The organism is Pseudomonas sp. GP01-A4 (assembly GCF_058780865.1).
The window spans coordinates 76,700-102,200 of record NZ_JBYSWF010000013.1 but is presented as its reverse complement, the minus strand read 5'-3'; the positions used below and the strand labels follow the sequence as shown (position 1 = coordinate 102,200).

The window sequence follows — 25,501 nt, the reverse complement described above, 5'->3', positions numbered from 1 at the left end:
TCCAGCTTAAGGGCGTTTGCGCTCCACCGGACGCAACAAATGCGTCGGTGGCGTTTCGCAGCTGATCTTGCGGCCCAGCAAGGTTTCGATCGACGGCAACTGATACGAGTCGTCTTCACCGGCAAAGCTGATGGACACGCCCGCCGCGCCCGCGCGGCCGGTACGGCCAATCCGGTGCACGTAGTCGTCCGGCACTTCCGGCAGGGTGAAGTTGATCACGTGGCTGATGCCATCGATGTGAATCCCGCGTCCGGCCACGTCGGTGGCCACCAGCACGCGAATCTTGCCTTCGCGGAAACCTTCCAGGGTCTTGATGCGCTTGTGCTGCGGCACGTCGCCGGACAGTTGCGCGGCATTCACGCCATCACGCACCAGGCGTTCTTCGATGCGGCGCACTTCGTCCTTGCGGTTGGCAAACACCATGACCCGCTCCCAACCGTTGTCGTTGACCAGGTTGTAGAGCAGCTTGTATTTGTCGGCACCGGCCACGGCATAGATATGCTGTTCGACGTTCTCGCTGGCGACGTTGAGTGCCTCGATCTCGACGATGGACGGGTCGGTGGTCCACTGCTTGGCGAGGTTCATCACGTCTTCGGTGAAGGTCGCGGAGAACAGCAGGGTCTGGCGCTCGTTTTTCGGCGGGGTCTGGCGAATGATCTGACGCACTTGCGGGATGAAGCCCATGTCGAGCATGCGGTCGGCTTCGTCCAGCACCATCACTTCGACCATGTCCAGGTGCACGTCGCCGCGCTGGTTGAAGTCCAGCAAGCGGCCCGGCGTGGCCACCAGGATGTCGCAGTGGCGCGCTTCCAGGTGCTTGAGCTGCTTGTCGAAGTCCATCCCGCCAACAAACGTCATCACGTTGAGGCCGGTGTACTTGGTCAGGTCGGTGGCGTCCTTGGCGATCTGTACCACCAGTTCCCGGGTCGGGGCGATGATCAGTGCGCGGGGTTCACCCATGTAGCGCTCTTTTGGCGGTGGGGTCTGCAACAACTGCGTAATGATCGAGATCAGGAACGCAGCGGTCTTGCCGGTACCGGTCTGGGCGCGACCGATGGCGTCTTTGCCGGCGAGGGTGAAGCCCAATACTTGCGCCTGGATCGGCGTGCAGTACGGGAAACCCAGGTCCTGGATGGCGTGCATCAGTTCCGGGGCGAGTTTGAAATCATGAAAGCGGGTTTTGCCTTCCTGGGGTTCGACGGCGAAGTCTTCCAGTTTCCAGGGAATAACCACAGGTTTGGGCGCGCGTTCACGGCGCGGCTTTTCCTGGCGTGGCTCCTGGCGTGGTTGGTCGGCGGCTGGCTCTTCAGCGACGTTAACCGTGGCGGGTGTGGTCACCGGCTCTTTTTTTGGCGAGGCTACAGGTGCGGTCCGGCCAGGCTGCTGGCCGTCATTGCGGCTGCCTTGAACGTGGGCGGGGGCACTGGAACCTGGCGCGAGCTGCTCAGCCTCGCTTTTACCGAACATCTTCTTGAGTGCTTTGAGCACGGTCATCTCATCAATTGGTTAAGGAATGTACGCCGGCCAGTGTAATGCAAGAATCGGGCGCGGCGTAGTGCGTTGGTCATGCGGCTACACAATGGGTGGTTTTCAGACCAGGCGGGCGGCCAACCAGTCACCGATATCGTGTATCTCCTGGGGTAACACTTCGTGGCCCATTGGGTATTCCTGCCATGCAACGGTGACACCGCGCGACTTCAAATGCTCATAGGCGCTGCGACCCATGGCGTTCTGCACCACGTCGTCGTATTGGCCGTGCAGGCACAGCGCCGGAATCCGTTGCTGGCTCGCCGACAATTCGAGTTCGTCACCGAAAGTGGGCGCGTAGGTGGAAAGGGCAATCACGCCACCCAAAGCACCCTGCCATTTCAGGAACGCGGTGTGGAACACCACGGCGCCACCCTGGGAAAAACCGGCGAGGAAAATCCGCGAGGCGTCTATCCCGCTGCTTTTTTGTTCCTTGATCAGGTCGGTAACCATTTTTGCCGAGGCTTCCAGCTCTTCAACACTGATGGAACGCGCCGGGCTCATGGCCTTGATGTCGTACCAGCTCGGCATCTCGTAGCCGCCATTGATGGTCACCGGGCGTGTCGGCGCCTGGGGCAGGACAAAGCGCGTCGACAGGAGTTTTTCCTGCAGGGCTTCGGCCACGGGCAGGAAGTCGTAGCGATCGGCACCCAGGCCATGCAACCAGATTACGCAGGCGTCTGCGGGCTTGGCGGGCTGAAGAATCAAGGGTTCGGTCATGTCTGCTCCATATATGTGCGTGCGCTCCGATTGAGTGCGTCGGAACGGTGCGCGACGGGTTGATCTGTTAAGAGAATGTCGCAAGGTTGAATCTTTTGCTCTTGACCATGGGCTGAAACGACTCAGCCATCAGTCTGGTACGGGGCTTGCTATGTGAAACCCGATGTCAAGGCTCACCCCAGGCGGTAACACTATCAGTGACTGGCGCCTGTGGGATAGCAACTGGACTTAAAGCAAAAACCTCATGCTGTTTGACCCCAAAAAAAGCCAACACGGGTCGATGTCGCCTCATAAGGGTGCGGTGGGGTTCGAGCTCCGACACAACAAGAGCAAAACTGGAGGTTTGAATGAAGGTATTGAAATCCACCCTGGCCATCGTGACTGCGGCTACCGTACTGGGTGTCAGTGGTTTCGCCCAGGCTGGCGCCACTCTGGATGCCGTGCAGAAGAAAGGCTTTGTGCAGTGTGGCGTGAGCGACGGTCTGCCGGGCTTCTCGGTGCCGGACGCCAGCGGCAAGATCCTCGGGATCGACGCTGACGTGTGCCGTGCTGTTGCCGCTGCCGTATTCGGCGACGCAACCAAGGTCAAATTCAGCCAGTTGAATGCCAAGGAGCGTTTCACCGCGCTTCAGTCTGGCGAAGTCGACATCCTGTCGCGCAACACCACCATGACCAGCTCCCGCGATGCCGGCATGGGCCTGAAATTCCCGGGCTTCATCACCTACTACGACGGTGTTGGTTTCCTGGTGAACAACAAGCTGGGCGTGAAAAGTGCCAAGGAACTGGACGGTGCAACCATCTGCATCCAGGCCGGTACCACCACTGAGCTGAACGTTTCCGACTACTTCCGCGCCAACAACCTGAAGTACACCCCGATCACGTTCGACACCTCCGATGAAAGCGCCAAGTCGCTGGAATCCGGTCGTTGCGACGTACTGACCTCCGACAAGTCCCAGCTCTACGCACAGCGCAGCAAGCTGGCTTCGCCGAAAGACTACGTGGTACTGCCGGAAACCATTTCCAAAGAACCACTGGGCCCTGTCGTGCGTAACGGCGACGACGAGTGGCTGGCCATCGTGCGCTGGGTTGGCTACGCCATGCTCAACGCCGAAGAAGCCGGTATCACCTCCAAAAACGTCGAAGCTGAAGCCAAGTCCACCAAGAACCCGGACGTTGCCCGTCTGCTGGGTGCTGACGGCGAATACGGCAAAGACCTGAAAGTGAAGAAGGACTGGGTCGTACAGATCGTCAAGCAGGTCGGTAACTACGGCGAAGTGTTCGAGAAAAACCTCGGCAAGAGCACGCCTCTGGAAATCGATCGTGGCCTGAACGCTCTGTGGACCAACGGTGGCATTCAATACGCACCACCTGTGCGCTGATCGCTGATGGTTCTATCACCCGGTGGGCCAACCGCCGGGTGATGTTCTGTTCCATTATTTCTGGGGCACTTAATGCAAAATCAAATCGGCGCACCAAAACAGAAGCTCAGCTTCAGTGATCCAAAAGTGCGTGCGTGGCTATTCCAGATCATCACGATTGTGGCGGTGGTCTCGTTGGGCTGGTACCTGTTCAACAACACGCAAACCAACCTTCAACACCGGGGCATTACCTCGGGTTTCGACTTTCTTGAGCGCAGTGCCGGCTTCGGCATCGCTCAGCACCTGATCGACTACACCGAATCGGACAGCTATGCCCGGGTCTTTGTGATCGGTCTGCTCAACACCCTGCTGGTGACGGTGATCGGTGTGGTCCTGGCGACCATCCTCGGGTTCATCATCGGTGTGGCGCGCTTGTCGCCCAACTGGATGATCAACAAGCTGGCCACGGTGTATGTGGAAGTGTTCCGCAACATTCCGCCGCTGCTGCAAATCCTGTTCTGGTACTTCGCGGTATTCCTGACGATGCCGGGGCCGCGCAACAGCCACAACTTCGGCGACACGTTCTTTGTCAGCAGCCGTGGCCTGAACATGCCTGCCGCGTTGATGGCGGAGGGTTTCTGGCCGTTTGTGATCAGCGTCGTGGTGGCAATCATCGCCATTGTGCTGATGGCCCGTTGGGCAAATAAACGCTTTGAAGCCACCGGTGTTCCGTTCCACAAGTTCTGGGCCGGCCTGGCGCTGTTGGTGGTGATCCCTGCGCTGTGCGCTTTGGTGTTCGGCGCGCCGCTGCACTGGGAAATGCCCAAGCTGCAAGGCTTCAACTTCGTCGGCGGCTGGGTACTGATTCCCGAGTTGCTGGCGCTGACCCTGGCCCTGACCGTGTATACCGCGGCGTTTATCGCCGAGATCGTGCGTTCAGGCATCAAGTCCGTCAGCCACGGCCAGACCGAAGCGGCGCGTTCCCTCGGGCTGCGCAACGGTCCGACCCTGCGCAAGGTGATCATCCCGCAAGCCCTGCGCGTGATCATTCCGCCGCTGACCAGCCAATACCTGAACCTGGCGAAAAACTCGTCACTGGCCGCCGGTATCGGTTACCCGGAAATGGTTTCGCTGTTTGCCGGCACGGTGCTCAACCAGACCGGCCAGGCCATCGAGGTTATTGCCATCACCATGAGCGTGTACCTGGCGATCAGCATCAGCATTTCCCTGCTGATGAACTGGTACAACAAGCGCATTGCGCTGATCGAGCGGTGAGGAAACCTGCATGAGTACGCATACTTTCAAACCTGATATGCCGCCACCGAACAAAGTGTTCGGGCCGATGGCATGGATGCGCGCCAACCTGTTTTCCAGCTGGCTCAACACCCTGCTGACATTGCTGGCGTTCTACCTGATCTACCTGGTCGTGCCGCCGATCCTGCACTGGGCGATCCTCGATGCAAACTGGGTCGGTACCACCCGCGCCGACTGCACCAAGGAGGGCGCCTGCTGGGTGTTTATCCAACAGCGCTTCGGGCAGTTCATGTACGGCTACTACCCCGGCGACCTGCGCTGGCGCGTCGACCTGACCGTGTGGCTGGCCATCGTGGGTGTGGCGCCGTTGTTCATCTCGCGCTTCACGCGCAAGGCGGTCTACGGCCTGAGTTTTTTGGTGGTGTACCCGATCGTTGCCTACTTCCTGCTGCACGGCGGGATCTTCGGCATGACCAACGTGGCAACCAGCCAGTGGGGCGGCTTGATGCTGACCCTGGTGATCGCCACCGTCGGCATTGCCGGGGCCTTGCCGCTGGGCATCGTGCTGGCGTTGGGTCGGCGTTCGAACATGCCGGCGATTCGTGTGGTCTGCGTGACCTTCATCGAGTTCTGGCGCGGCGTGCCGTTGATCACGGTGCTGTTCATGTCGTCGGTAATGTTGCCGCTGTTCCTGCCGGAAGGCATGGGCATCGACAAATTGCTGCGGGCCTTGATCGGCGTGATCCTGTTCCAGTCGGCCTATGTAGCCGAAGTGGTGCGCGGTGGCTTGCAGGCGATTCCCAAGGGCCAATACGAGGCTGCGGCCGCGATGGGCCTGGGTTACTGGCGCAGCATGGGCCTGGTGATTTTGCCCCAGGCACTGAAGATGGTGATCCCGGGCATCGTCAACACGTTTATCGCGTTGTTCAAGGACACTAGCCTGGTGATCATCATCGGCCTGTTCGACCTGCTCAACAGCGTCAAGCAAGCCGCCGCCGACCCGAAATGGTTGGGCATGGCCACTGAAGGCTACGTGTTCGCCGCCCTGGTGTTCTGGATTTTCTGTTTTGGTATGTCCCGCTATTCCATTCATTTGGAACACAAGCTGGACACAGGCCACAAGCGTTAGGAGTTTTGTGATGAGTGAAGCGATCAAACAGCCTGTGAGCCCTGAAGGCATTATTCAGATGCAGGGCGTCAACAAGTGGTACGGCCAGTTCCATGTGTTGAAAGACATCAACCTGAACGTCAAGCAGGGCGAACGTATCGTGCTGTGCGGGCCGTCGGGTTCCGGCAAGTCCACCACCATCCGCTGCCTCAACCGCCTGGAAGAGCACCAGCAGGGCCGCATCGTGGTCGATGGCGTGGAACTGACCAACGACCTCAAGCAGATCGAAGCGATCCGCCGCGAAGTCGGCATGGTGTTCCAGCACTTCAACCTGTTCCCGCACCTGACCATCCTGCAGAACTGCACGCTGGCCCCGATGTGGGTACGCAAGATGCCCAAGCGCAAGGCTGAAGAAATTGCCATGCACTACCTTGAGCGCGTGCGTATTCCGGAACAGGCCCACAAGTTTCCGGGGCAGTTGTCCGGCGGCCAGCAACAGCGCGTGGCGATTGCCCGTGCGCTGTGCATGAAGCCGAAAATCATGCTGTTCGATGAGCCGACCTCGGCGCTCGATCCGGAAATGGTGAAAGAGGTACTGGACACCATGATCGGCCTGGCGGAAGACGGCATGACCATGCTCTGCGTGACCCACGAAATGGGCTTTGCGCGCACCGTGGCCAACCGCGTGATCTTCATGGACAAGGGCGAGATCGTTGAACAGGCGGCGCCGAATGACTTCTTCGACAACCCGCAGAATGATCGGACCAAGTTGTTCTTGAGCCAGATTTTGCATTGATCCATGGGTAATGCTTGAAACAATAAACCCGGCCTGGTGCCGGGTTTATTTTTGCCATCAATCAAGTTGTCGTCAGGGTCTCGTGCTCTTTATGTACCGTATGCACGGAATTGCGAAGATCTGCGCCTTCACTCAGGATTTTTGCTTCGACCAGCAAGTGGGGGTGACGCTCAAGCAAACGCATCAGGACTACCAGGGATTTGGGGGGCAATACCTCACCGCGCTCGTAACGAGATAAGGCGTTGTGGCCGCCACCCGATAGCAGTTGTACCGTTTCTTTTTGTGAAAGGTGCAGTTTGCGGCGTATGCGCTTCATCTCGGTGCCGACCATCTGCCTGAAACTGTGAACGATTTCATCGCAGTGGTCTGAATAGCGTTCCGCGTCTTCGGGGTCCAGGATCACCTCTCCACATGCCTGGCACTCCCATCCAGACAGATCGTCTATACGGCGATGCAAACCTTTGACTTCCGATGTTTCGCTACGTCCTGAGAAGTGATGCATTCCGTCATGCCTGCCGCAGCTGAAGCATTGCTCTGTTTTCATGGGTTTTTCTCCTTGAAGGAGATCACCGGAGGTTTACCATCCGTGCGGTAGGTCACCTTGATGTAGATCTCCAGATCATGTGAGTGAATGTGATACACATCTTGCCAAACTCGATGGTCGTCATGAGTGGTCATCGACTTGTACAACATCGTGTTTTTCAACTCGAAAATGACCGCCTGCATTTGTTCGATGCTTAAATCAAGATCCTCGCCGCAACGGCGTGCGCTTTGAGTAAATGCTTGCTTTCCAAGCCGCCTGACATCCGCCTTTATCACCGCCAGATCGTAATGAGGTGTGTACTTTTCCATAAGACACCTGAGTCCAATAATTACCCTCTGAGGGTAATTTTACCAATCGAAAATACTGCTCCTTTGCCTGCCCAAGAACCCTAGTGCGTTGCCTTTGTAGGCAACTCCGAATAGGCTGTGGGAAAATTCATCCTATGATTGGATGAAAGGACGAAACCCATGACAGACATCGCCCCCCTGATCAAACGCTCCCTCGTCGATCAAGCCCTCGAACAGTTGCGCCAGCGCATCACCCAAGGCGTATGGGCCATCGGCGAACGCCTGCCCACCGAGCCCGAGTTGTCTGCCGAGTTGGGGATCAGCCGCAACACCGTGCGTGAAGCCATGCGCGTATTGGCATTCTCCGGGTTGATCGAGATCCGCCAGGGCGACGGCAGCTATTTGCGCTCCATGACCGACCCGCTGGGAGCGATGAAAGCCTTGTCCCACTGCACCCTGGCTCAGGCGCAGGAGACGCGGCAGATTCTTGAAGTCGAGGCAGTCGGCTTGGCCGCGTTGCGCCGCACCGATGAAGACCTGGTCGCTTTGCGCGCGGCCCTCAACGCCAGCGGCGACCATTACCACGGTGATCTTGAGCACTACATCAGCTGCGACCTGGTGTTCCACAAACGCCTGGTGGACGCGGCCCACAACCCGGCCTTGAGCGAGCTGTATCAGTACTTCTCGAGCATCGTCGGCGCGCAACTGCGCCAGACCCTGAATATCCAGCCGCGCCGGCAAGCGGTATTCGACCTGCACGGCGCCTTGCTCGATGCCGTGGAGCAACAGGACCCGGAACGCGCCAAGGCCCTGTCCCGGCAGTTGATCAATGAACCTTGAACCCGAGACCACCATGCCCCGTTCAGAAAATGCCCTTGATGAACTGCTGATCGACGCCGAAGCCGATGACGATGAGGTCCAGCACAGCCCGCCGGTGGTAAGCCGTCCGTGGTTGTTGCTGCTGGGCCTGATCCTGGTGGCGCTGAACCTGCGCCCGGCGTTGTCGAGCATGGCGCCGCTGCTCGCTGAGGTCTCCCATAGCCTGGGGCTCTCGGCGGCCAAGGCTGGGCTGCTGACGACGCTGCCCGTGTTGTGCCTGGGCCTGTTCGCACCGTTGGCTCCGATCCTGGCCCGGCGTTTTGGCGCTGAGCGGGTGGTGCTGGGCATTCTGCTGACCCTGGCCGGCGGCATCATCCTGCGCAGTTCATTCGGTGAGGCCGGGCTGTTCGCCGGCAGCCTGCTGGCGGGCGCGAGTATCGGCATCATCGGGGTGCTGTTGCCCGGTATCGTCAAGCGCGATTTCGCCAAACAGGCCGGCACCATGACCGGCGTGTACACCATGGCCCTGTGCCTGGGTGCAGCGCTGGCGGCGGGATCCACGGTGCCCCTGAGTCATTACTTCGGCGACAGCTGGAACATCGGCCTGGGGTTCTGGATTCTCCCGGCGTTGGTCGCGGCGTTGTTCTGGTTGCCACAGGTCGGCCAGAAACACGGCGCGCACCAGGTGGCCTATCGCGTGAAGGGCTTGTTGCGTGATCCGCTGGCCTGGCAGGTGACCCTGTACATGGGCCTGCAATCCTCCCTGGCGTACATTGTGTTTGGCTGGCTGCCGTCGATCCTGATCGGCCGTGGCCTGAGCGCCACCCAGGCGGGCCTGGTGCTTTCCGGTTCGGTGATTGTGCAACTGGCCAGTTCCCTGGCTGCGCCCTGGCTGGCCACCCGCGGCAAGGACCAGCGCCTGGCCATCGTGGTGGTGATGGTGCTGACCCTGGGCGGCCTGTTCGGTTGCCTGTATGCACCGTTGGACGGCTTGTGGGGCTGGGCGATTCTGCTGGGCCTGGGCCAGGGTGGCACTTTCAGCCTGGCGCTGACCTTGATCGTGCTGCGTTCACGGGACTCCCATGTAGCCGCCAACCTGTCGAGCATGGCCCAGGGCATCGGCTACACCCTGGCGTCCATGGGGCCGTTCGCGGTCGGGCTGGTGCATGACTGGACCGGTGGCTGGAACGCCACCGGCTGGATTTTCGCGGTGATCGGCCTGGGCGCGATCATCGCGGGACTGGGCGCCGGGCGTGCGCGGTATGTCGCTGTGACCAGCGAAAAAGTCTAGAGGTACAGCACTTCCATGGTGCTGGAACCATCAATATGCACGTCGCTGCTGAGGTCGAGATTGTTCTTGGCAGCGATCACCGTATCGACCCTGACCAAGCTGCTCAGCGTCTGGAAGGCCGTCGGCCCGCTGGTGCTGCCGACGGTGTCGGTAAAGCCGAGAAAGCTGCGCGAACCGATGTCGATCGGGTTGCTGTTGGCGGTGCGCCAGGCGATCCCGCCGCTGGTGGACTCGGTGCCGTAAACCTCAGGCAGGCTGTCGATCACCGTCTGTTTGGGGTCGAAGGTCAGGGAGTACAGCCCGATCTTGTTGCCGCTCGGGTCCAGTCCCAGCCCGTAGTAGATTTCGCTGTTGACGTTGGCGGTGCCGTCGCGGTTGTCGCTCATGCGCAGGGCGTAGCGAGTCGCTGCCTCGCAGTTGATGGTCACGCTCAGGTAGCGCACCGGCAGGCGTTTGCCGCGATCAATGTTCAACTCCTGTTGGGAAATCTTGCCGTAGTCGATCAGCCCGTTGCTCGACAGCGCCGGTGTACAGGCACTGGGAGTGAGCAAGCCGGTGACGCCGAGTTCGACACTGGAGGCTGCCGTGGCACCGCTGCTGAGGGTCAGCAGGGCAAGTGTTGCGAGAGAACGCTGGCGTAGGTGCATGACCATACTCCTTGATCAGAGGTAGATGATTTCAATCGTGCCCGAACCGTCGAGCAGTACTTCTGTACGCAGGTCCAGGCTGTTCATGGGGGACAGGACGGCGCGCACGCTGATCTGCCCACTCAGGTTCTGGATCGCGGTCGGGCCGGCATTGCTGCCGGGTAGAGCGGTAAAGCCGAGCAAACTGCTGCTGCCGATGGGAATGGGGTAGGCGCTGGAGCTGCTCCAGGCCACGCCACCGGTGGTGGAGTCGGTGCGATATACCTGGGGCAGGGCATCGGCGCGCAGGTCGAAAGGGTCGAAATAGAGGAAGTACCGGCCGATTTTATTACGACTGTCGTCCACTCCCAGGCCGTAGGCGGTTTCGTCGATGCCGCCGGTGGCCGAGCCTTTGCGGTTGTCATGCATGCGCAAGGCGAAATGAGTCGGGCCGTCGCAGCCGATACTCAGCAGCAGGCTGCGGGAGACCAGCCCGGTTTCCTTGTCGGTGTTAAGGCTCCTGGACCACATACGGCCAAAGTCGATGATGCCGCCGTTGGACAGCGTGGTCTCGCAGGCCGCCGGAGCGAAGCCGGCTTGCAGCGACAGCTCCCGGGCGCGGCCGGTGGCGACGGCGTCGATCAAGCCGGTGGCTTCCCAGGTCAGCGCGTCGCGCACTTGCAGGGCGTCGGCCTGTGCCCAGGCATTGACCAGCAATTGCGCCGAGAAGCTGCTGCCGGTGGTCGGCGCACCGTCGCGCAACGGTACGATGGCCTGGTCGGGCCGCCAGTCGAGTGTCCTGCCCCTGGCACTGGGCGCCTGGCCTTGCCCGCTGGTCAACCCCAGTTCAATAGCCTGGCCGTCGAGTACCGCATCGCTGATGTGCACGCGGTAACTGCCACGCTCGGTAAAGCGGTAGCGCTCGGCGGTCGCGGCCAGGGCCCGGTAGAACACGTGCATATCGGTGGGCGTCGGGCAGTTCAGGTTGAGGCTCAGGCGGCGTTCTCCCAGCAGGATTTCTGCGCCGGGGTTGCGCTGCACGGCGCGGTTCATCACGCCGAAATCCAGGCGCGACTGGCTTAGGGTCAGTTGGCATTCGTCGGCGTGCGCCCGGCTCTGGACGATGGCGCCCAGGGCCAATCCCAGCAGTAACAATCGCTTCATCACAGTCTTCCTCATGGCGTCACACAGCGGGCCGGGGCGGTTTCGAAATACACCTGCGGGTCGGCTTTTTCCGCGAGTTCAACCTGCAGTTCACAGCGGCTCATGCCCGGTGCCTTGACCCACAGGGGGCGTGGGTCCAGCACGTTCGGCAGGAACACCTGGCTGCCTTCCTGCACCAGGGTCACGAACTCGCCATCGACGGTACTCACCGTGGCGCCACGGGGCAGCGGCGTGCCGTGGTCGGTGGTCACTGTGAGCAAGGCACGACGGGTCAGGGCCACGCCGAATTCCACGCGATCCACCGCGCCGCGCCCGGCGCTGATGACGGCCAGGCCGTTGCTGATATCGGCGTTGCGCGGCAGCGACTGGGTTTGCACTTCCACGGGGCTGCGCCCGTAGGCGGACACCTGCGGTACCACGGCCTGGCCCTGGAAGTCGGTCCACACCGGGCCGCTGGGCGTAGTGAGCTTGACCCCGGCCATATCGCCGACAGACACCAGCGCAAAGGTGTCGCGCACCGGATAAGGCGAGAAGGTCACGCCACCGCTGTGGGCCACCGCCGCACCGCGCACACCGCCCTGGTAGCTGGAGCGCTCGGCGTCAGAGCGGCTGTAGTTCATGTCCAGTTGTGCATAGCGCGGCAGATAGGACACGCCGAGGGTGGATTCCACTTGTTGGTCGCGGCTGTCGTGCTCGGCGCTGACCCGGTAACTGAGTTGATCGTTGACCTGCTCGTTCACCCCCAGGCCGATGCGATGCTCGCCACCGGAGTTGCGCACCCAGGAGCGCCCACGCCGGTTCTCACCCAGTGGCACGCTCAGGTTCAGGTACACCGCGTTCTCGTTATTCTGCCGGCCGCTGACCTGCCACTCGGCACTGGCCGACAGCGACACGCCGCGCACGCTGGTGCCCCATGAGGCCAGGGCACGGCTGCTGTTTTCGCCGTTGAACGTGGTGGTGCGCGACAGGCCGGCATTGAAGGCGCCCAGCCATGGATGGGCCCAGCCCAGGGCCAGGCTCTGCTGGTCGCGATAGCGGGTGAGGCGACCTTCGTCGTCCCGCGAATCGTAGTAGGCGGCGTCTTCCAGCTCCCGGTAGCCCATGGTGCGGTGGGAGGCGCCGGCGGTGATCGACCATTGCCGGCCCAGGCGCTGGGACAGGCTCAGGTCGGTCTGTACGCCGCGTTCACCCAGGCGTTGGGCATCGGCAATCTGGGTCGACAGTTGTACCTGGCCGTCTGGCCACGGCAACAGGCCGAGGCTGGCACCTGTGGCGCGGTAGTCTTCGGCAGCCAGTGCGCCGGCTCCCAGGCTCAGGCGCGGGTTCAAGGCGCCGCTCCAGCCGCCACTGATCACCCACGGATCGTCGCCGCGCGTATCGCCGATATTGCGCACCCGGCCCGCCCCCAACGAGTAACCCGGGGCTGGCAAGCCGATGCCGAGCATCGCCGCCGGCACGGTGAAGCGTCGCTCTTCGCCGGTGCTTTCCTTGACCGTCACTTCAACGTCGGAGCGTGTGTTCAGGCGCCTCACGTCGGTCAGCGAGAACGGCCCGGCCGGCACCACCGTGGAGTGAATCAGCGCGCCGTTCTGGCGCACCTCGACCTGGGCCGGGCTGTTGGCGATGCCGCTGATGGTCGAGCCCTGTTCCTGGTCCTGCAGGGCCTGTTCGGTAAACAGTTGCATGCCGGTGATCTGCGCCGATGACACTACCGGGTTGTAGAGGTTGATCTGCCCGGCCTGCAACACCGCCTGCTGCTCGGCGAAGGTGCGCTGGGCATAGGCTTCCAGGTGAGTGCTGCGAGACCTGGAATCCTGCCAGGTCTGCACCTGGCGGCTGCGCACGATCCAGTCGCCCGCGTTGAACCCCACTTCGGTATTGGCCGAGCCGAAGCGGTTGGTGTCGTCGCCATAACGGTTGTACAAACCGGTGAGGTCGTAGTTGAGCAAGCCGGCGAACCCTCCGGTTTCATAACCGGACAGCTCACGTTGGCGCGGGCGCAGGGCATCGGTGGGCACCATCAGGCTCACGCTCAGGCTGGCGGGGTCTTGCTCCACCACGGTTTGCGGGTATTCGCCGAGGAAGTCATGGCAGTGGCTGTCGGCCAGCGGGGCCGGTATCACCAGGTCGGCGGCGTCCAGCAGCGGGCGGTCGAAGCACAGCGCGCCCTGGCTGTCGAACTGAACATCAAGGCGGCCACGGCGCTGGCCGTTCACCGTCAGGCTCACGGCGTGGCGGCCGCTGGTGTAGCGCGGTGCGTCGAGTAGCAGGTAGGCCAGCTCCGGGTCGATACCGCGCTGGTGCAGGGTTTGCGCGTCGAAGGCGTCGGCCCAGGCATCGGCCGACAGCAACGCCATGGTCAGTGGCAGCGCGGCCCGCATCCGGGCGGGGCGTAAAGGACAGTCGGGCACGGCTTCGCCAGCCGGGTCAGTGGTTACTGTGTTCACGTAAAGGCACTCAGGTTATGGAAGCCTGCAACGGTTGGCGGGCTTCCCGGTGACAGTCACAGGGCTGTCACTTCGTTATTCAGCGTTTGCGGCGGTTATCGGTGCTTCATAGGCGGCGACGGCAAAGCCGTACACGGTGGCCGGTTGCAGGCGTACGGCCGTGGCGGTGTGGGGCGTGCTGAGCCGCAGGGTTTCGCCGGGCAACACATAAGTGCGCGGCAGCACCAGGCTCTGCTTGCCGGGCAGCAATTGCAGCTCCTGGGCCAGGCGCACCACGTAAGGCGTGGGGTTGGCGACGTTCAGGTGACCGGCGTTCAACGACCAGGTCAGCCCGGTCCAGGGTGTGCGGTTCGGCGCCAGGCCCTTGGGATGAATGATCACCGGCAGGTTCTGGCGCACGGTCACGCCCACCCGCGCATGGCCAGCCTGGGCGGCGTCACGGTCCTTGGGCATGCCTTCGAAGATCACCCGCTTCAGGCGTTGGGTTTTCAGGGGCGTGGGGTTGCGCAGGATAAAGCGCACCAACTGGCTTTTATCGGCCTCGACCCGGGACAGGGGCGGGGTGACGAACAGCAGCGATTCGGTGTCTTCCGGAATGTCTTCCAGGGTGACGTGCAGCAGGGCCAGTTTGCCGTCGGTGTTGGTCACCGACACTGAAGCTTCGCCGTCGGCCTCGTTGACGATCACCACCGAGGTGTCGGGCACCATGCCGTCGGCAAACGCCTGGGTGCTCAGCAGCCAGCCCAGGGCCAGCAAGGTTGGATAGGTCTTCATGACGCAGTTCCTAAAGTGATCACAGGGCTTAGAGGTAACGCAAATCCAGGACCAGTGAGCCATCGAGGGGAACGTCTTGCCTGAGGGTCAGACGGTTCGCCGGGTGGATGGTGGTCTGTGCACGAATCCGGGTGGTCAGGGTGACGATGGGTTCCGGAAACGGTCGGCCGGGACGGGCAAAGCCCATCAGGGTCTTGGGGTGGATAGCCGGTTGGGGAGCCCAGAGGCCGCCTTCGGGGTTTGACACAAGTGACTGCATGGCCTGGCCGTCTCCTTGCGCCGCTTCGAACGCCAGGTCGACGTAACCCAACTGCTCCGCGGGCGCGTTGGGGTTTCTCCCCAGGCCGTAGGTAGTGTCCGGTGCGGCAGACGAATCTTCGCGGCTGTCCAGGCCAATCAGGCCAAACAACAAGGGGCCGCTGCAGTGGATCTCTACCTCCAGCCATTGGGTGGGCAACGGGGTGGGAGCCACCTGGTTGAGGAGATGGGCAGGGATGGTGCCGTGGTCGATGATGCCGCTGCCGGAGAGCGCGATGGTGCAGGAACTGGGGGTGACCAGGCCCGACAGGGTCATCTCGGTGGCGGTGCTGGCAAACACGCTAGAGCCGGTGTTGAGCAATAACAGCGCCGTGCACAGGCGTAGGGTTCTGTTCATCATTCGGTCTTCAATGTGTTCGGTGCAAGTAAGGCGCCTCGCTGCGAACGGCGAGGCCGCGGGTTTACAGGTACTTCACTTCCAGCGTGGCCGAGCCGTCGATCGGGTGTTCATCGCTCAGGTCCAGGCTGTCGGCCCGGGCGATCTGCGCGTACACCACCAGGTCGCTGACGACTTGCTGGATCGGCACCGGCAGCCAGGTGCCCGAGGTTCTATCGCCGAAAGCCGCCAATGCGCTGGGTGGCAGGATCGCGTCCGCCGACTCTGCCCAGGTCGTGCCGTTATCCCCGGATTCCAGCACCGTGACGGCGACAGAGTCTGCGACTGCGTTATTCAGCATCAGGTCGTAGGCCCCCAGCTTCTGCGTACCGTTGATCAACCCCAGGCCGTAGGTGCCGCCGCTGGAGTTGGACCCGGCGCGGTTGTCGGTGCCCTTGACGGCAAAGAGGGTGCCGCCGTCGCAGGTGATGGTCAGTTGCAAGGTGGTGCGTGGCAGTTGTTTGGGGGTCGTGAGGTTCAGGTCTTTGGCGGAGATCTTGCCGTAGTCCACCATCCCTCCGCCGGACAGGCCAGGTGTGCAGGCGTTGGGGGTAATCACCCCTTTGACAGTCAGGTCGACGGTGGACGCCGCCAGGGCAGAGGCGCTGGTGCTGAGCAGCAGCGCGGTGGCCAGGGCATTGAGCGTAAGTTTCATGGGGCACACGTTTCCTTTCGAGTGGGGCCGGTTGAATAAAGGGTTACAGGTACTTCAGTTGCACGGTGGCATGGCCGTCCAGCGGCACTTCGTCGAGCACGGTCAGGCGGTCGGTGCCGTCGACCATCGTGTACACGCGCAGGTCGGCACTGAATTGCCGTATCGCAATCGGGGTGTTCGCACCGCCGTTGGTGGCGACCGAGGTCTGGGTGTAGTGGCCCAGGTAAATCGACGGGAGCCAGGTCACCCCGCCATCGGTCGAGTTGATCGTCTTGACCGTGACGCCGTCCGCGACCGGGTTGAGCAGGCCGAATGCGGTGGCGCCAAGTTTTTCGCCACTGTCCGTCAGCCCCAGGCCATGCCAGTAGTCGTTAATTGCCGAAGTGCCGGCGCGGTTATCGATCGTGCTCAGCGCGATGAACGTTGGCGCTTCACACAGGACTTCCATTTGCATGGTCTCTGGCAGCAGTGAGGTAGGGCTGTCGGTGTTGAGTTCCTTGGCCGGCATTTTTCCGTAATCCACCACGCCTCCGCCGGAGAGCATGGGTTCACAGGCATTGGGTGTGATGGTGCCCGTGACGGCGAAGTCGGTACTGCTGGCGGCCAGTACGGTGGGGGCCAGCAGCAACGTGGCGAGGAAGACAGCGGGTGAGGAATTCATCATCGAGCAGCACCTTTTTGGTTGCAGGTCAGGGGCGAAGGTGGGTTACAGGTAGAGCACTTCAATGGTGGCCGAGCCGTCGATATTGACTTCGTTGCTCAGGTCCAGGCCGTCGGTGCGGTTGATGTAGCCGCTGTAGGCCACGGGGGTGACCAGTTGCTGGGTGGCACGCGGGGTGCTGGCGTCTGCCAGGGTGGCGACCGAGAGATAGGTGCCGGTTTCAAAGCTGTTCCAACGCTCCCAGGTGACGCCATTGTCGAAAGACCCGATGGCTTGCACGGTTTCGCCGTCGGCCTGGGGCGGGCTACCGGTGGCGCCAAGGGTCAAGCTGTAGGAACCCAGCTTTTGCGTGCCGTTGATAAAGCCCAGCCCGAAGCCGCTGCCGCTGCCGGAGCCAATACGGTTGTCGGTCGCCTTGAGGGCGAAGATCACCGGCGCATCGCAGGTCACGGTCATTTGCAAAGTGACCTTTGGCAGCGGATAGATCCTGTCTGGGTAAAGGTCCTTGGCCGACATCTTGCCGTGGTCGATCACCCCGCCACTGGACAGGCTCGGCGTGCAGGCATTCGGGGTGATGATGCCCTTGACTGTCAGGTCCACGGTGCTGGCGGCGAAGGCGGGGGCGGTGCCAGTGATCAGCAGGGCGCTGGCGACGGCGATCAGGTGCTTGTTCATGGTTGTATTGTCTCGGTGTTGGATCAACTGACGGGTGCAGCTCACCGCAGCGCAGAAAGAGGCGCGGTTGGGCGTCGGGTCAGTTCGGATAGTTGGCCGCCAGGTGAGTTGGCGGATTGCCCTCTTGGGGTGGGGCGCAATTTAGCGCCGGGGGAGAGGTGGGGAAATACAAGAATTACGACAATCCGCTATCCCTCTAGCTCGCCTGCGTCAAGTCGGAATAGGTGGGCGGAGCTGTAGGAAAAACTGTCTTTTCGTAGTTCTTGTATCGCAAGAGTGGTATTCATGTGGATAGCTTGATTCGGTAATGGGTGCCAGGCGGATGGGTTAAGGATCACCGTCAAGCGCACCCTCACTAGACGATATGCCAGGGCCGTCTGATGGCCCTGGCAGGTCGGCGCCGATATCGAGGTGGCCATGATGCCAAGCGTGTTTGCTGACGACGCCCCCAGGCAGCAAACGGTGCCATGGCGCAGTCCTCCTGTTCACTGGAAGCACCTGAGCGTGCTGATCGTCGAGGACCATCAGGCCTATCGCGCCTTGATGGGCTGGTTCCTGCAAAAATTCGAAGTCGATCACGAACTGGTGTGCAACGGGCAGGCCGCGTTGACCGCCATCGCCCTGCGGCATTTCGACCTGGTGATCAGCGATTGCCGCATGCCGGTGCTGGATGGCTATAGCATGGCTCGTGAGATCAGGCGGCGAGAGGCCGTACACAGCCGCCCGCGTGTGCCGATCATTGCCTTGACCGCCAAACTCTCTGCGGACGATGCGCGCCGCTGCCTCGAGGCCGGCATGGATGCCTGGCTGCTCAAACCGCTGACCCTGGAACAATTGCGCGGGGTGCTGGAGCAGTGGCTGCCACAGCCGCCGGGCGCCAGTACGAACCCGCCTGCCACAGCCTGCGCCGGGGCGCACTGGCCGACTCGTGCCGAACTGATCAGGACATTTGGCGATGAACAGGTGGTGAACCAGATGTTGCGCACCCTGGTGCGCGAGGCCGAGGCTGATTACGCAGGCCTGGTACAGGCTTGCCGCATCGTCGACCCGCATGCATTGGTCGACTGCCTGCATCGCCTGGCGGGAAGCCTGGCGTTTTTTGGCGAGACGGAGCTGGATCGCTGTGCGGGGGAGTTGATCGAACAGGTGCGCAAGCACGGGATCCGGTGCAACAGGCGGGCATTGCAGCGGTTCGACCAGGACCTGCTGGTGTATCTGCGCTATTTGACAGATTTATGACATTTTCAGCGATTCTGTAGGGGGTATTACCTCTGTCTGTGGGCTTAGTTTGTAGGTGGTTTCCTTTTTTGTTGTAGGTAAAAAATCACCCGCTTAAGAACACGGGACGCCATTGAAAACCGCTCCCAGGTGGGCGGTTGTTGCCCGGGACGGACAGGGTTATTTTGCGCAAATCAATTTGCCATCACTCATGGATTTCTATGCTTCGCGTAATTATTGCTGACGATCATCCCATTGTTCGGATCGGGCAGAAGGTGGTGATCGAGGCCAACGGCAAGTGCAAGGTGGTCGGTGAGGCCAACGGCCCGGATGAGCTGTTGCGGGTACTGGGCAGCACCCCTTGCGATGTGCTGGTGACGGACTTCGCCATGCCGGGCGGGCATCAGGCTGACGGCTATGTGTTGTTGGGCTTGTTGCAACGCCAATACCCCGGGGTGCCGGTGATCCTGGTGACGATGTTCGCCAATATCGCCACCCTGCGTGCCTCGTTCGCCGAGGGCGCCCGAGGCATTGTCGCCAAGAGTGCGTCGGCCAAGGAGTTGCCCACGGCCATCAAGGAAGTCTGCGAGGGCAAGACCTTCGTCAGCGAGTCCCTGCGGACCCAGTTGGTGCAGGCCGGCACGGGCGATCAATCACAACCGCCGCAACTGTCGGGCAAGGAACGCGAAGTGGTGCGCATGCTGGCCAGCGGCATGACCGTCAGCCAGATTGCCGCGCGGGTCAATCGCAGCATCTCCACCATCAGCAAACAGAAAAGTACCGCGATGAACCGGCTGTGTATCTCCACCGATGTGGATTTGTTCCACTATGCTCGCAGCAGCGGAATGGTGCCCTGAAGGGACGGGATGAGGTATTCCTGGCGTTGATGCCAGTAGTGTTCCCCGGCCTTGGGGATTATCGTACCGGCCATCCCAACTTCTTTTGCGGAACCTGCCCATGAGCGACGCCCATAACGCCTTGATCACCGAGTTCTACAGTGCCTTCCAGCGCCTGGATGCCGAGGCCATGAGCGCCTGCTACAGCGACGACGTGGTGTTCAGCGACCCGGCATTCGGTGAACTGCGTGGCCGTGATGCCGGCGACATGTGGCGCATGCTGACCACCCGGGCCAAGGACTTTTCCCTGACCTTCGACAGTGTGCGCAGCGATGAAATCACCGGCAGCGCCCATTGGGTGGCGACCTACCTGTTCAGCGCGACGGGCAACACCGTGGTCAACGATATCCGGGCGCGCTTTGTGTTTCGTGACGGCAAGATCTGCGAGCATCACGACCACTTTGACCTGTGGCGCTGGTCGCGGCAGGCGTTGGGCACCAAAGGCCTGTTGCTGGGCTGGACGCCGCTGGTGAAAAACGCCGTGCGGGCCCAGGCGCTGAAAGGGTTGAAGGCGTTCCAGGCCAGTCGTTGATAAGATTGGCGTTCCTTTGGTTTGCCGAATTGATCCGTGACGACTCCTTCTGAAGCCAAACCGTGGTTTGTCTACCTGGTGCGCGCCGCCAATGGCTCGCTCTATTGCGGTATCAGCAATGACCCGGTGCGCCGCTTTGCCATGCACCAGAGTGGCAAGGGCGCACGGTTTTTTCTCTCAAGCCCCGCCGTGGCGCTGGTGTACACCGAGGCATGCATCAGCAAGGCCGAGGCGCTGCGCCAGGAACGGCTGATCAAGAAACTCAAGAAAAGCGCCAAGGAGTGCCTGGCGGCGATCGGCCCATCAGTTTGACTGATAGGTTCCCATGCGCGCCTTTGCCGGGTTTGCAGGCTAAGCTGGACGCTCACTCATTGAGCGGAGCCTGGCATGACTGAGTTGATCCTGCACCACTACCCGCAATCCCCATTTGCCGAAAAGGCCCGCCTGTTGCTGGGCTTCAAGGGCTTGTCCTGGCGTTCGGTGCACATCTCGCCGGTGATGCCCAAGCCTGACTTGACGGCCCTCACCGGTGGTTATCGCAAGACCCCGGTGTTGCAGGTGGGCGCCGATATCTACTGCGACACCGCACTGATCGCCCGCCGCCTGGAGCAGGAAAAGTCCGCGCCGGCGCTGTTTCCCCAAGGCCTGGAGCTGGTCAGCCAAAGCTTCGCCGCCTGGGCTGATTCGACGGTGTTCTCCCATGCCGTGAGCCTGGTGTTCCAGCCGGAATCCCTGGCGGTCAAGTTCGCCAAAGTGCCGCCGGAAATGCTCCAGGTGCTGGTGGCCGACCGCAGCAAATTGTTCAGTGGCGGCACGGCCACCCGTGTGCAACTGGATCAGGCCAAGCATCAATGGCCGGTGATCATCGGTCGTATCAATCAGCAGTTGCAGCACCAGCAGGGCGACTTCCTGTTCGGCGAGCCGTCGATTGCCGACTTCGCCCTGGCGCACCCGCTGTGGTTCCTCATGGGATCGTCGGTGACCTCGCCGCTGGTGGAAACCTATCCTGCGGTGGCCGCCTGGCTCGCCCGGGTGTTGGGTTTCGGTCATGGCACGTCGAGCCAGATGAGCGCCGAGCAAGCCCTGGAAGTCGCGCGCAATGCCACGCCGGCCAACCTGCCGGAAGAAATCTTCGAAGACCCGAACGGCTTCAAGCCCGGCCAGCAAGTGACCATCAGCGCCACCGACTACGGCACCGATCCGGTGGCCGGGGAGTTGCTGTTTGCCGGCCGCGAAGAGCTGATTCTGCGGCGCACCGATGACCGCGCCGGCACCGTGCATGTGCACGTTCCGCGCTTCGGATTTCGGATCCAACCGGCGTGACTGAAATTATTTTCAAATCGGTGTGAGGTAAAGCTGTCGGCCATCCGTGTAGTGCTTGAAACTGCGATTAATTCGCATTAACAGCGTTTTTTACACACGGGTTCTCAAGCATGAAGTCCAGGGCAACGTCGGCGGGTTCGGTTAAACATTGGCTGGGAGCCTCGGTATTGGCAGTTTCGGGGCTGGCGCTGTTGCCCCTGGGCGTGGCGCAGGCGGCCGAGGCGCAGCAGCAGAGCACGCTGTTCAACTTTGCCCTGGCCGCCAAGCCGCTGCCCCAGGCCTTGAGCGACTTCACCCGGGTGACCGGCATCAGCGTGGTCTACACCGACGAAGCGCCGTACGCCATCAAGGCCCCGGCCATCACCGGGCAGATGAGTGCGGCCCAGGCCATGCAACGCCTGCTGGGTAATTCCGGCTTCACCTTCCGCCAGGTCGACGCCCGCACCCTGGCCCTGGAACCGCTGCCCACCGACGGCGCGCTGAACCTCGGCGCCACCACCATCAACGGTGCCGCCCTGGCCTCGGATACCACCAGCTATCAGCCGCCGCCCACCAGTTCGGTGATGCGTTCCCACGGCCTGCTGCTGGAAACCCCACAGACTGTCAACGTTGTACCGGCCCAGGTGATGCGCGATCAACAGCCGCGCAACCTCGACGATGCCCTGACCAACATCAGTGGCATCACCCAGGCCAACACCTTGGGCAGCACCCAGGACGCGGTGATGCTGCGGGGTTTTGGTGACAACCGAAACGGTTCGATCATGCAGGACGGCATGCCGCTGGTGCAGGGCCGCGCGCTGAATTCCACCGCCGAGCGCGTCGAAGTGCTCAAGGGCCCGTCGTCGTTGCTGTATGGCATCCAGGATCCGGGCGGCGTGGTCAATATCGTCAGCAAGAAACCCGAGCTGATCCAATCCACCTCGCTGACCGTGCGCGGCTCGACCTTTGGCGACGGCAAGAACGGCAGCGGCGGCAACCTCGACACCACAGGGCCCATCGGTGACAGCGGGTTGGCGTACCGCTTGATCGTCGATCACGAAGACGAAGATTACTGGCGCAACTACGGCACTCACCGCGAGAGCCTGATCGCACCGTCGCTGGCCTGGTACGGCGACAACACCAAGCTGTTGTTTGCCTATGAGCACCGGGAGTTTCTCTCGCCGTTTGACCGGGGCACCGCCATCGACCCCAAGACCAACCACCCGCTCAACATCCCGTCGACTCGCCGCCTGGACGAGCCCTTCAACAACATGGAAGGCAGCTCCGACCTGTACCGCTTCGAGGCCGACCACGATTTGAATGACGACTGGAAAGCCCACTTCGGCTACAGCTGGAACCGCGAGACCTACGACGCCAGCCAGGTGCGTGTGGTCAAGGTCAACGCCAATGGCACCCTGACCCGCAGCATGGACGGCACCCAGGGCGCACTGACCACCGACCGCTTCGCCACCGCCAGCCTTGAAGGCAAGGTCAACGTCGCGGGCATGCAGCACGACCTGACCTTCGGCCTGGATGACGAGTACCGCAAGATCTACCGGGCCGACCTGATCCGCCAGGCGCCCCGTGGCACGTTCAACTACAACGATCCGGTCTATGGCAATGAAGTGGCGGGCACCACCGTCAGCGCGCCGGACAGCAACCAGACGGACCTGTTGCGCAGCGACTCGCTGTTCCTGCAGGATGCGATCCACCTCACTGACCAGTGGATCCTGGTGGGCGGCGCGCGTTATCAGATGTACGACCAATACGCCGGCAAGGGTGTCCCGTTCACCGCCAACACCGACGGCAATGGCCAGAAGTGGGTGCCACGCGCGGGCCTGGTGTACCGCTACACTGACGAGCTGTCGTTCTATGGCAGCTACACCGAGTCGTTCAAGCCCAACTCCACCATCGCACCGCTGGCGAACAAAAGTGTGCTGGATGGCAGCCTTGAGCCGGAGCAGTCGAAGTCCTGGGAGTTGGGGACCAAGCTCGATATACCGGGGCGCATCACCGCCAGCGCCGCCCTGTTCAACATCGAAAAACGCAACGTGCTGGTGCAGGTCGGCGATGGCTTGACCTCGGTCTACAGCGTCGCCGGCAAAGTGCGCTCCCGAGGCCTGGAACTGGATGCCAGCGGCCAACTGACGGATAAGTGGAGCGTGATCGGCAGCTATGCCTACACCGATGCAGAGGTTACCGAAGACCCGGAATACAAAGGTAATCGCCTGCAAAACGTGGCGAAGAACACCGGCTCGCTGTCGGCGGTGTATGACTTCGGCAGCATTCTCGGTGGCGACCAACTGCGGGTCGGCGCCGGGGCACGTTATGTCGGCGAGCGAGCAGGGGACGCGGCCAACAGCTTCGAACTGCCGGGCTACACCGTGGCCGATGCGTTCGCCACCTATGACACTAAAATCGAGGGGCAGAAGGTCAAGTTCCAGCTCAACGTGAAGAACCTGTTTGACCGCACCTATTACACCTCGGCCGTGAACACCCAGTTCGTGTCCATCGGCGATGCGCGGCAGGTGTCGGTGTCCAGCACTCTGACGTTCTAAATTCGGCTACACCCTATGGCGCGGTAGCCGGCTGCCTCGCCATACGGTTGTCGAGCTGCTAGCGTGGCCGCCATTAATGACTTTGCGGGAACACGATAGCGATGCGGTTGGGACGATGGATACACACCGGCGGGCTGCTGCTGGGCTTGAGCTTGTTGCTGGGCGGTTGCGCCACGGCGCCGAAAACCTCCACCAGCGCCAGTCTCGACCAGTTGCTGGCCGACCCGGCACTGCACGGCGCCAGCGTGTCGCTGATGGTGCGCGATGCCCGCAGCGGCAACACGCTCTACCAGCACAACCCACGCACACGGCTGAGCCCGGCTTCGAGCCTCAAGCTGTTGACCACTGCGGCGGCGATGGATGTGCTGGGGCCGCAGTATCGGTTTTCCACGCAACTGTTGAGCGACGGCATCCGCCAGGGCGCGGTGCTTGACGGCAACCTCTACCTGCGCGGCCTGGGCGACCCGACGATCCAGTGGGCGGATTACCAGGCGCTGGCGGCCAACCTGGCGCAGCAGGGCATCCGGCAGGTGCGGGGCGACCTGGTGTTCGACGACACGTTCTTCGACGCCGAGCGCCTGGGCACCGACTGGTCCCAGGACGATGAAAGCACCTACTACGGCGCGCAGATTTCGGCGCTGACGGTGTCGCCCAATGACGACTTTGATGCGGGCTCCCTGCTGGTCACGGCCAGGGCGCCGGTCGTGGCAGGGCGCCCGGTGACGGTGGAGATCAGCCCGGCTACCGATTACGTGCAGCTCAGCAACCGTGCGGTCAGCGGCGCAGGCAACAGCTATGGAATCAATCGCCAGCACGGCACCAACCTGTTGCGCCTCAGTGGCGCGTTGGCGCCGGGCAGGCAGAGCCCGCAACTGGTCAGTGTGTGGGAGCCGACGCAACTGGTGGCCAACCTGTTTGAACAGGCCTTGGCGCAGCAGGGGATTGTCGTGCAGGGGCGTCGGATGATCGGGGGTGTGACGCCGACCACGGCGACGGTGCTCGCGCTGCATGAGTCGGCGCCGTTGCAGGAACTGATCACGCCGTTGCTCAAGCTTTCCAATAACAACATGTCTGAAGCCTTGCTCAAGAGCATGGGGCGCAAGACCGTGAATGCCGGTACGGCGCCTGCCGGTGTGGCGGCGGTGGCCGGGTTCCTGAAGCGTCAGGGGATTGATACGGCGACGTTGAACCAGGTGGACGGTTCAGGGTTGTCCCGGCGTAACCTGGTGTCGTCGCAGAACCTCACGGATGTGCTGCTGGCCGCCAGCAAACAGCCCTGGTTCAACGCCTGGTACAACGCGTTGCCGGTTGCCGGTAATCCGCAGCGACTGGTGGGCGGCAGCCTGCGTTACCGCCTGCGGGGCACCGCTGCGGAAAACAACCTGCACGGCAAGACCGGCTCCATGAGTGGCGTGTCGTCGTTGACTGGGTATGTCACCGATGCCAATGGGCGCAAGCTGGTGTTTTCGATGGTGACCAACAATTACGTGGTCGCAGGCGCGCGGGTCAAGGCGCTGGAAAACCGCCTGGCCACGGCACTGGCCAACAGCACGGACTATTGAGCACCGAAGATCAAAGGTGGGAGCGGGCTTGCT

General features: G+C 61.9%; 25 protein-coding genes. 13 read left to right on the top strand and 12 right to left on the bottom strand.

The window, feature by feature from the left end; genetic code table 11:
- Positions 1-6: 6 nt before the first annotated feature.
- Both rhlB and AC3WKX_RS10830 read right to left on the bottom strand, forming a co-directional pair.
- On the bottom strand, positions 7-1,494 hold the full coding sequence (gene rhlB, locus AC3WKX_RS10835) for an ATP-dependent RNA helicase RhlB (RefSeq protein WP_102605026.1): 1,488 nt from the start codon (positions 1,492-1,494) through the stop codon (positions 7-9).
- A gap of 96 nt (positions 1,495-1,590) precedes the next feature.
- Positions 1,591-2,247 (bottom strand): alpha/beta hydrolase, encoded by a 657-nt coding sequence (locus AC3WKX_RS10830; protein WP_102605025.1) that lies wholly within the window; start codon positions 2,245-2,247, stop codon positions 1,591-1,593.
- A 347-nt stretch (positions 2,248-2,594) separates the two neighbouring features.
- On the opposite strand from AC3WKX_RS10830, the gene AC3WKX_RS10825 reads away from it, so the two are divergent.
- From AC3WKX_RS10825 to AC3WKX_RS10810, 4 genes are all read left to right on the top strand, one after another.
- Positions 2,595-3,626 carry an amino acid ABC transporter substrate-binding protein gene (locus AC3WKX_RS10825; RefSeq protein ID WP_003216321.1) on the top strand — a complete coding sequence of 344 codons (1,032 nt, stop codon included), beginning with the start codon at positions 2,595-2,597 and terminating at the stop codon, positions 3,624-3,626.
- Between the two features lie 72 nt (positions 3,627-3,698).
- Entirely contained in the window at positions 3,699-4,880 is a 1,182-nt protein-coding gene (locus tag AC3WKX_RS10820; RefSeq protein WP_003216323.1) for an amino acid ABC transporter permease, read from the top strand.
- Between the two features lie 10 nt (positions 4,881-4,890).
- Positions 4,891-5,988 carry an amino acid ABC transporter permease gene (locus AC3WKX_RS10815; protein WP_003216325.1) on the top strand — a complete coding sequence of 366 codons (1,098 nt, stop codon included), beginning with the start codon at positions 4,891-4,893 and terminating at the stop codon, positions 5,986-5,988.
- A gap of 10 nt (positions 5,989-5,998) precedes the next feature.
- Positions 5,999-6,763, top strand: a complete 765-nt coding sequence (locus tag AC3WKX_RS10810; RefSeq protein ID WP_003171943.1) for an amino acid ABC transporter ATP-binding protein — start codon at positions 5,999-6,001, stop codon at positions 6,761-6,763.
- Positions 6,764-6,824: 61 nt separating this feature from the next.
- Here AC3WKX_RS10810 and AC3WKX_RS10805 read toward each other — a convergent pair whose 3' ends face one another.
- Complete coding sequence (locus tag AC3WKX_RS10805) at positions 6,825-7,307, bottom strand: type II toxin-antitoxin system MqsA family antitoxin (RefSeq protein ID WP_003216327.1); 483 nt, start codon at positions 7,305-7,307, stop codon at positions 6,825-6,827.
- Complete coding sequence (locus AC3WKX_RS10800; protein WP_003216329.1) at positions 7,304-7,615, bottom strand: type II toxin-antitoxin system MqsR family toxin; 312 nt, start codon at positions 7,613-7,615, stop codon at positions 7,304-7,306. The genes AC3WKX_RS10805 and AC3WKX_RS10800 overlap by 4 nt, the downstream gene beginning before the upstream one ends.
- Positions 7,616-7,774: 159 nt before the next feature.
- Between AC3WKX_RS10800 and AC3WKX_RS10795 the strand changes: the two genes are divergently transcribed.
- Both AC3WKX_RS10795 and AC3WKX_RS10790 read left to right on the top strand, forming a co-directional pair.
- Positions 7,775-8,434 (top strand): FadR/GntR family transcriptional regulator, encoded by a 660-nt coding sequence (locus AC3WKX_RS10795; protein ID WP_003216331.1) that lies wholly within the window; start codon positions 7,775-7,777, stop codon positions 8,432-8,434.
- Complete coding sequence (locus AC3WKX_RS10790; RefSeq protein WP_003216332.1) at positions 8,424-9,704, top strand: CynX/NimT family MFS transporter; 1,281 nt, start codon at positions 8,424-8,426, stop codon at positions 9,702-9,704. Before AC3WKX_RS10795 ends, AC3WKX_RS10790 begins: the two co-directional genes overlap by 11 nt.
- Here the strand turns inward: AC3WKX_RS10790 and AC3WKX_RS10785 are convergent.
- The 8 genes from AC3WKX_RS10785 to AC3WKX_RS10750 form a co-directional block, all read right to left on the bottom strand.
- A complete protein-coding gene (locus AC3WKX_RS10785) occupies positions 9,701-10,351 on the bottom strand; it encodes a DUF1120 domain-containing protein (protein WP_087692824.1) in 651 nt (216 codons plus the stop codon). The two genes, AC3WKX_RS10790 and AC3WKX_RS10785, sit on opposite strands and share 4 nt — an antisense overlap.
- 15 nt (positions 10,352-10,366) lie before the next feature.
- Complete coding sequence (locus tag AC3WKX_RS10780) at positions 10,367-11,494, bottom strand: DUF1120 domain-containing protein (RefSeq protein ID WP_102605024.1); 1,128 nt, start codon at positions 11,492-11,494, stop codon at positions 10,367-10,369.
- A gap of 11 nt (positions 11,495-11,505) precedes the next feature.
- Positions 11,506-13,875: a fimbria/pilus outer membrane usher protein gene (locus AC3WKX_RS10775; protein ID WP_102605023.1), complete on the bottom strand. Its 2,370-nt coding sequence runs from the start codon at positions 13,873-13,875 to the stop codon at positions 11,506-11,508.
- Between the two features lie 141 nt (positions 13,876-14,016).
- Positions 14,017-14,715, bottom strand: coding sequence for a fimbria/pilus chaperone family protein (locus tag AC3WKX_RS10770; RefSeq protein WP_008435638.1), 699 nt, complete (start codon positions 14,713-14,715; stop codon positions 14,017-14,019).
- A gap of 28 nt (positions 14,716-14,743) precedes the next feature.
- Positions 14,744-15,370, bottom strand: a complete 627-nt coding sequence (locus tag AC3WKX_RS10765; protein ID WP_256343963.1) for a DUF1120 domain-containing protein — start codon at positions 15,368-15,370, stop codon at positions 14,744-14,746.
- A 64-nt stretch (positions 15,371-15,434) separates the two neighbouring features.
- Entirely contained in the window at positions 15,435-16,064 is a 630-nt protein-coding gene (locus AC3WKX_RS10760; protein ID WP_008435636.1) for a DUF1120 domain-containing protein, read from the bottom strand.
- A gap of 43 nt (positions 16,065-16,107) precedes the next feature.
- Complete coding sequence (locus tag AC3WKX_RS10755) at positions 16,108-16,725, bottom strand: DUF1120 domain-containing protein (RefSeq protein ID WP_032899438.1); 618 nt, start codon at positions 16,723-16,725, stop codon at positions 16,108-16,110.
- 45 nt (positions 16,726-16,770) lie between these two features.
- Positions 16,771-17,400, bottom strand: coding sequence for a DUF1120 domain-containing protein (locus AC3WKX_RS10750; RefSeq protein WP_102605021.1), 630 nt, complete (start codon positions 17,398-17,400; stop codon positions 16,771-16,773).
- 504 nt (positions 17,401-17,904) lie between these two features.
- On the opposite strand from AC3WKX_RS10750, the gene AC3WKX_RS10745 reads away from it, so the two are divergent.
- The 7 genes from AC3WKX_RS10745 (at position 17,905) to dacB (ending at position 25,468) form a co-directional block, all read left to right on the top strand.
- On the top strand, positions 17,905-18,639 hold the full coding sequence (locus tag AC3WKX_RS10745; RefSeq protein ID WP_003216349.1) for a response regulator: 735 nt from the start codon (positions 17,905-17,907) through the stop codon (positions 18,637-18,639).
- Positions 18,640-18,839: 200 nt separating this feature from the next.
- Positions 18,840-19,475: a response regulator gene (locus tag AC3WKX_RS10740; protein WP_102605020.1), complete on the top strand. Its 636-nt coding sequence runs from the start codon at positions 18,840-18,842 to the stop codon at positions 19,473-19,475.
- A 100-nt stretch (positions 19,476-19,575) separates the two neighbouring features.
- Positions 19,576-20,046: a nuclear transport factor 2 family protein gene (locus tag AC3WKX_RS10735; RefSeq protein ID WP_008435632.1), complete on the top strand. Its 471-nt coding sequence runs from the start codon at positions 19,576-19,578 to the stop codon at positions 20,044-20,046.
- 36 nt (positions 20,047-20,082) lie between these two features.
- Positions 20,083-20,358 carry a GIY-YIG nuclease family protein gene (locus AC3WKX_RS10730; protein ID WP_003216354.1) on the top strand — a complete coding sequence of 92 codons (276 nt, stop codon included), beginning with the start codon at positions 20,083-20,085 and terminating at the stop codon, positions 20,356-20,358.
- 75 nt (positions 20,359-20,433) lie between these two features.
- The gene (locus AC3WKX_RS10725; RefSeq protein ID WP_008435631.1) at positions 20,434-21,369 is read left to right on the top strand and encodes a glutathione S-transferase family protein; all 936 of its coding nucleotides are present in this window, start codon (positions 20,434-20,436) and stop codon (positions 21,367-21,369) included.
- 110 nt (positions 21,370-21,479) lie between these two features.
- The gene (locus AC3WKX_RS10720; protein ID WP_102605019.1) at positions 21,480-23,906 is read left to right on the top strand and encodes a TonB-dependent siderophore receptor; all 2,427 of its coding nucleotides are present in this window, start codon (positions 21,480-21,482) and stop codon (positions 23,904-23,906) included.
- Positions 23,907-24,007: 101 nt separating this feature from the next.
- Positions 24,008-25,468: a D-alanyl-D-alanine carboxypeptidase/D-alanyl-D-alanine endopeptidase gene (gene dacB, locus AC3WKX_RS10715; RefSeq protein WP_102605018.1), complete on the top strand. Its 1,461-nt coding sequence runs from the start codon at positions 24,008-24,010 to the stop codon at positions 25,466-25,468.
- The last annotated feature ends 33 nt before the right edge of the window (positions 25,469-25,501 follow it).